Source organism: Rhodococcus sp. NPDC057014 (assembly GCF_042673295.1).
In the GTDB taxonomy this organism is placed as follows: domain Bacteria; phylum Actinomycetota; class Actinomycetes; order Mycobacteriales; family Mycobacteriaceae; genus Rhodococcus_F.
The window spans coordinates 1-6228 of sequence record NZ_JBHUSF010000428.1 but is presented as its reverse complement, the minus strand read 5'-3'; the positions used below and the strand labels follow the sequence as shown (position 1 = coordinate 6228).

Genomic DNA, 6228 nt, shown 5'->3' with positions numbered 1-6228 from the left:
CAGGATAACTGTTTACGTCACGAAGCCTTCTGCTCGCGCTTCTTGGCCTCGCGGGCCAGCATGCGGTCGCGCTGCTCCTCGAACTTGGTGGCCTGGCCCTCGAGGTTCTCGAGGAACTTGCCGAGGCTCTCGCGGATCTCTTCGCCGCGGGCGGTGAAATCGTTCCGCTCGAAGATGTTCCACTTGCGCAGGACGGGCATCACGACCTCTTCGAGGTGCTGACGCAGGTCGTAGATGCCGTGCTTGGCCATGAGGACACCGTTGCGCCGGAAGTTCGGCATGCCGGCGCCCGGCATCTGGAAGTTCTGGACGATCATGTTCACGGCCTCGAGCGCCTGGTCGGGCGCGAGGTCGAGGGCCGCACCGCACATGTTGCGGTAGAAGATCATGTGCAGGTTCTCGTCGGCTGCGATGCGCTGCAGCATCTTGTCCGCGATCGGGTCCTTGCACGCCTTACCGGTATTGCGGTGGCTCACGCGGGTCGCGAGTTCCTGGAACGTGACGTACGCGACGGAGTGGAGGAAGCCTGCGTCGACGTCGGCGGGGGATGCGAAGCCGTTCGTCATGTGCTCCATGCGGAAGCGCTCGAGCTGGACGGGGTCGACGGCGCGGGTCACGACGAGGTAATCGCGCATCACGATTCCGTGACGGTTCTCCTCGGCGGTCCAGCGACCGACCCACGTTCCCCACGCGCCGTCCTGCGAAAAGTTCTCCGCGATCTCGCGGTGGTACGACGGCAGATTGTCCTCGGTGAGGAGGTTCGTGATCATCGCGGCCTTGGCGACCTCGTCGAGCTGCGACTGCTCGGGGTCCCAATCGGTGCCGCCCATCGCGGCGAAGTTGCGTCCTTCGTCCCACGGAACATAGTCGTGGGGATGCCATTCCTTGGCCATGGAGAGGTGGCGGTTGACGTTCTCTTCTGCAACCGGCGACAACTCCTGCAGCAGTTCGAGTTGGGTCAGGTCCCTCGCCATGTGTAATGCCTCCAGTAGCTCAAATTTGACTTTGTTCAGCCTACGGCACCGTAAGTAGGTTGGTAAACGCCGTCGGCGGCCCGGGAACCGTCGAAGTTACCGATCCGTAATGGACCTTCCGGGAAGTGTCGCCGCCACGCGGCGAACCGTTACATGACAGTGTACTGATGAGGTTGCGTGTGCGGTGACCAGCGTAATCATCCCAGGGAGAGATCATCACAGCGACGCGCGGGCAGTTGTGGACGATCACAGATTTGTGGGTCTCCACAGATTCCTCGCCCGAACTCGAGCCGTGTCGACGGTTGTGCCGGAGGCGCTTCGTCCGGGCTCCGAGTCTCCTGGGAATTCGGTCCACCCCAGGTGTGAATATCGCCACCCCGTGGGCAGGCCGCCGAGAACCGGCATCAGTGAATCCCGTATGTCCGTTATGCCTGTTGCGGTGGGTCGGGGTGCTGCCGACAATCGTCACATGGGCAACAACATGAGCCGCCTCGAACAGATCGCCGCCGAATTGCCCGAAGCCGTACGGGTGGACATCGCCCAGTGGGACGGGCACCCGACATTCCGGGTGCGGGGCAAGAACTTCGTGTTCAGTGACGTGGACGCTACCCGGTTGACGGTGAAGCTCACCGTCGACGAAGCGGAAGCGGTGGTCGCGACGGAACCGGGGGCGGAGCCCGCGGGATACGGTCTCGGTAGACACGGCTGGATCGCAGTGGACGTCGCGGACGCGGACGGGCCCCGGTGGGAACAGCTGCGTGAGTGGATCAGGACGTCGTACACGCTCGTCGCGCCGAAGCGACTGGCGAAGCAGGTGCTGGACGAAGAACCGTTGCCGACGCAGGGAGACCAGTGATGACGACCGACGACAGCGCATCCACCACCACGCCGGCGAAGTCGGGGCTGCCGTCGTGGGCCAGGAAGGCCATCGGGATCGCCGTCCTCCTGGTGGTGCTGGTCATCGCGTATTTCATCCTCGCGGCGTACCTCCCACGGGCGTGGGCGCAGAACGTGGGCGGGATGGCGGACGGCAGCTTCGGCGGCGGCATCCTGTGGGGACTGTTGTTCGGCACCCTGTGCACGCTGCTTCCCCTGCTGCTGTTCCGCGGGGCGTGGCGGTTGTTCCGCAGGCGCCGGTTCAAGCCCGTGCAGATCGTGTTGCTGATCCTCGGAGTCCTTGTGGTGCTGCCCAATCTGCTGACGCTCAGCGTGGTGCTCGGCGGCAACAGTGCGGCGCACGCCGGCGAACGGATCATGGACGTCGACGCGCCCGGATTCCGCGGTGCGTCGCTCGCGGGCGCCATCATCGGAGTGGTGCTGTTCCTCGGCGTCGCCGGAGTCAGCTTCACGTACCGCAAGCGCGGTGAGGATCTGGCCGAGATGCGCAGAGACACGAAGGCGAAAGACGGACAGGCCGCCGGCGACGGGCCGTCACCTGCCGCACCCTGACGATTCACCACACGAGCACGGGCTTGATCACCGTGCCCGCAGCCTGATCGGCGACGGCGCGGTTGATGTCCTCGAACCGATATTCGGTGACGAGACGGTCGAACGGGAACCGTCCCTCGGCGTGCAGCGCCAGCAAGTGCGGAATGAACTGCTGCACGGACGAATCGCCCTCGACGCAGCCGCGGAGGGTCTTGCCGTTCAACATCAGGTCCTGAATGTTCACCGCCACTTCGGGTGTACCCAGTCCGACCGCCACCGCGCTGCCCCGCGCCCGCAGCGACGACAGCGCCTGACCGATGACGGTCGGGATGCCCGTCGTGTCCAGCGTGTGGGTGGCGCCGCCGCCGGTTCCCTCGCGGATCGCCGCGACGACGTCCTGCGTCCCGGGATCGAGCGCGACCGCGCCGAACTCCGCCGCGAGCGCACGCCTCGCGGGCACCGGATCGACCGCGAAAAGCGTTGCAATACCTATCGATCGGGCGGCAAGTAGCGCGGCGAACCCGACGCTGCCTGCGCCGAAGACGACCACACTCGAATCGCTGCCGGGCCGGAGCACGTTCAGTACCGCACCGGCGCCCGTCTGGAACCCGCAGCCGAGCGGTGCAGCGGCGGCCAGGTCGACGGACCCGTCGACGACGACGACGTTGTCGGCCGTCGCGAGAACGTGGTCGGCGAAGCTGGACTGGCCGAAGAAGGCGGCGCGCACCGGTTCGCCGTTGCGGGTGACGGTGGCCGAGCCGTCCGCGCGCCTGCCCGAACTGTTCAGGCGGTGCGCGTCGACGCAGTACGCCGGACTCGCACTTCGGCATTGGTCGCAGTCACCGCAGTGGCGGTAGCTGAGAATCACGTGATCGCCGGGCGCTATCCGGCTCACGCGTGCCCCGACGTCGACCACGATCCCGGCCCCTTCGTGCCCGAGGACGGCCGGTCCGGCGGCGGTGGGGAGCGCCGCCTTGGTGACGAGGTCCGTGTGGCACAGGCCGGTGGCGACGATCCGCACCAGAACCTCGTCCGCGCGGGGCTCGTCGAGTTCGACCGTCTCCAGTGTGAACGGAGAATCGGGTCCTCGGGAGAGCGCTGCTGTGACCTGCATTGGGGCTCAGTCTCGTTCGAGCAGGAAGTAGTAGTGCCTGCCGCCGTCGAGGACCAGTGCGGACTTTCCGTTCATGATGCCCATGAGCGTCGAGTCGTCGACCTTCTTGAAGTGATCGAAGATGGGGGCGCCGTCATACACCATGGTCGCGGTGACCTCGCCCCGGAACTCGATGTTCCACAGGCTGGCCTCGCCGTTGCCGCCGTCGACGTCGGAATAGAGGTTGCCGTCCGCGTCCCGGCAGATCAACGGCTTCGCGTCCTCGAGGGAGTGGAACGTCTTTCCGTGCCAGCGGCTCGCGACCAGCTTGTCGTGCAGGCGGTGTCCGGTGGCGAAGTCGTCGCCCTTCCAGCTGCCGAGGATGTCCTCTGCCCGCACGGTGTCGAGTGCGGCCCACACGGCGTCGAGTTCGTCGGGGGAGACGCCAGTGTCGCGCCGGCGTAGCTCGTGGAACGTGTTGCGGGCCTGATCGATGTCCATGGTCGTACCTCGGTTCTCGGGCGGACGGGCAGTCGAGTTTCCGAACCAAATTGTTCGTCAACTGCGCACGCTACGCCGAACCAACTGGTTCGGCAACGGGCAATTTAGGATGTCGGCATGCGATCAGCGGGAGAAGCCACGCGCGACCGGATCCTCGCCGCGGCCAAGGACGAATTCGCCCGCTACGGAGTCGCCGGGGCCCGGATCAACCGCATCGCGGCGGCGGCACGGGCGAGCAAGGACCGCCTCTACGCGTACTTCGACAGCAAGGAAGCGCTGTTCGACGCCGTCATTCAGCAGTGGATCGCGGAGACCACGGAACAGACGGCACTGCGGGGCGACGATCTGCCGGGGTATGCAGGCCGCTTGTTCGACGACTACGTGGCGCACCCCGAGAACGCACGGCTGCAGGAGTGGGCCGACCTCGAGATGCGGGAACAGATCGCGGACAGCGACGCGCGGATCGTCACCCTGCGTCCCAAGGCCGCCGAGATTCGCCGAGGACAGCAGGAGGGGTTCGTCGATCCGTTGTGGAACGCGGGCGAACTACTGCTCGTGATCACCGACGTCGTCCGATCGCTGGCCACCGCACCCGGCGGCAAGAAGTCGGGGGAGCGCACGGTGGCACAGCGGCGAGAGACCGCGGTGGAAGCCGTTCGGCGGTTGATCCGGGTGCCTCCGACCGACGCGCCGGGCGGGCGGTGAGTGTCGCTCAGCTGCGCAGCAGCGCGTTGAGCCGAGCGGCCTGCCGTGTGAGGTGGTCGCGTTCGGGGAGATTGGGTGCCTTGTCGGCCGCCTCCGCGTAGAGCCGCGCCGCCGCTGCCAGGTCACCGTCCCGCTCGCGGAGATACGCCGCCACCGCGGCGTGACGGGGCAGTGCGTCGTCCAGTGCCGCCAGTGCGGCCAGGCCGGCGCGCGGGCCGTCGGCCTCGCCGACCGCGACGGCACGGTTGAGGCGCGCCACCGGGCTGTCGGTGAGATGCACCAGTTCGTCGTACCACTCGACGATCTGCACCCAGTCGGTCTCCTCCGCCGTCCGGGCGTCGGCATGGAGCGCGGCGATGGCGGCCTGGGCCTGGAACTCACCCAGTCGGTCGCGGGCCAGGGCCGCCTGGAGTACGTCGACGCCCTCCGCGATCAGGCGGGTGTCCCACAGGCTGCGGTCCTGCTCGGCGAGGGGTACGAGACTGCCGTCGGGGCCCGTCCGGGCAGGGCGCCGCGCGTGGTGGAGCAACATGAGCGCGAGCAGCCCGGCGACCTCCGGATGGTCGATCGCGGCCGCGAGCTGCCGGGTGAGCCGGATCGCCTCGGCGGCGAGGTCGACCTCGCCGGAGTACCCCTCGTTGAACACCAGGTAGAGCACCCGCAGCACCGTGGCGACGTCGCCGGGCTGGTTGAACCGGACGCCCGAGACGGTCCGCTTGGCCCGGCTGATGCGCTGGGCCATCGTCGCCTCCGGCACCAGGTAGGCCTGCGCGATCTGACGCGTCGTCAGGCCGCCGACCGCGCGCAGCGTGAGTGCGACGGACGATGCCGGTGTCAGGGACGGGTGGGCGCACAGGAAGTACAGCTGGAGCGTGTCGTCCACCGCCTCGACCGGTCCCGGCACGGGCTCGGCCTCGATGCGTTCCTCGCGCTGCCTGCGGGAGGCGTGGGCGCGGGCGGTATCGAGGAACCTGCGCCAGGCCACGGTGACCAGCCAGCCCTTGGGATCCCGCGGCGGGTCGTCCGGCCACGCGCGCACTGCCTCGACCAGGGCGTCCTGCACGGCATCCTCGGCCGCGGCGAAGTCGGCTCCGCGGCGGACGAGGATTCCGATCACGGCGGGGGTGAGAGTGCGCAGTACCGCCTCGTCCACTGGCGAACCTCCTTGGTGAGGTACGGCCCGTTGTGGCCGTGTTCACTGCGGGGACGGAGCCGGCCGCGGATTCTCGACATCACCACGACCACGATGATGACGCCGCCGGGTCGGCGGGTGGTCACGTCGTGACCACTCCACCGCTCCGAACGCGTCAGTCGCACTACCCGACCAGGATGAACCTGGTCGGGACGGTGCCCCCAGTAGGGCTCGAACCTACGACCTGCGGATTAAAAGTCCGTAGCTCTACCAACTGAGCTATAGGGGCGCGGGGCCAGAGTCTAGTGCGCAGACAGTGACCGGGAAAACAGCACCCCCGGCACGGCGCGCCGCCCGGGGGATCGAAGTGGTCGGCTCGGGTGCGCACCCCCTGC

Annotated in this window: 8 protein-coding genes and 1 tRNA gene; 3 read left to right on the top strand and 6 right to left on the bottom strand. The window is 67.7% G+C overall.

Features of this window, described 5'->3' with window-relative positions; all coding sequences use genetic code 11:
- Window positions 1-17: 17 nt before the first annotated feature.
- Window positions 18-974 carry an acyl-ACP desaturase gene (locus ACFTZB_RS41800; RefSeq protein WP_276138161.1) on the bottom strand — a complete coding sequence of 319 codons (957 nt, stop codon included), beginning with the start codon at window positions 972-974 and terminating at the stop codon, window positions 18-20.
- Window positions 975-1392: 418 nt separating this feature from the next.
- Here ACFTZB_RS41800 and ACFTZB_RS41795 point away from each other — a divergent pair, with 418 nt between their 5' ends.
- Entirely contained in the window at window positions 1393-1830 is a 438-nt protein-coding gene (locus tag ACFTZB_RS41795; protein WP_378441253.1) for an MmcQ/YjbR family DNA-binding protein, read from the top strand.
- Window positions 1830-2423 (top strand): hypothetical protein, encoded by a 594-nt coding sequence (locus ACFTZB_RS41790; RefSeq protein ID WP_378441251.1) that lies wholly within the window; start codon window positions 1830-1832, stop codon window positions 2421-2423. Before ACFTZB_RS41795 ends, ACFTZB_RS41790 begins: the two co-directional genes overlap by 1 nt.
- 4 nt (window positions 2424-2427) lie before the next feature.
- Here the strand turns inward: ACFTZB_RS41790 and ACFTZB_RS41785 are convergent, their stop codons facing one another.
- Entirely contained in the window at window positions 2428-3516 is a 1089-nt protein-coding gene (locus tag ACFTZB_RS41785; protein ID WP_378441249.1) for an NAD(P)-dependent alcohol dehydrogenase, read from the bottom strand.
- A 6-nt stretch (window positions 3517-3522) separates the two neighbouring features.
- Window positions 3523-3996 (bottom strand): DUF4334 domain-containing protein, encoded by a 474-nt coding sequence (locus ACFTZB_RS41780; protein WP_378441247.1) that lies wholly within the window; start codon window positions 3994-3996, stop codon window positions 3523-3525.
- A 117-nt stretch (window positions 3997-4113) separates the two neighbouring features.
- On the opposite strand from ACFTZB_RS41780, the gene ACFTZB_RS41775 reads away from it, so the two are divergent.
- Window positions 4114-4701, top strand: a complete 588-nt coding sequence (locus tag ACFTZB_RS41775) for a TetR family transcriptional regulator (RefSeq protein WP_378441245.1) — start codon at window positions 4114-4116, stop codon at window positions 4699-4701.
- Window positions 4702-4708: 7 nt separating this feature from the next.
- On the opposite strand, the gene ACFTZB_RS41770 is transcribed toward ACFTZB_RS41775, so the two are convergent.
- The 3 genes from ACFTZB_RS41770 to ACFTZB_RS41760 form a co-directional block, all read right to left on the bottom strand.
- Window positions 4709-5854 (bottom strand): RNA polymerase sigma factor, encoded by a 1146-nt coding sequence (locus tag ACFTZB_RS41770; protein ID WP_378441243.1) that lies wholly within the window; start codon window positions 5852-5854, stop codon window positions 4709-4711.
- A complete protein-coding gene (locus tag ACFTZB_RS41765; protein ID WP_378441241.1) occupies window positions 5815-5979 on the bottom strand; it encodes a hypothetical protein in 165 nt (54 codons plus the stop codon). The genes ACFTZB_RS41770 and ACFTZB_RS41765 overlap by 40 nt, the downstream gene beginning before the upstream one ends.
- 70 nt (window positions 5980-6049) lie before the next feature.
- Window positions 6050-6122, bottom strand: a tRNA-Lys gene (locus ACFTZB_RS41760).
- Window positions 6123-6228 lie beyond the last annotated feature (106 nt).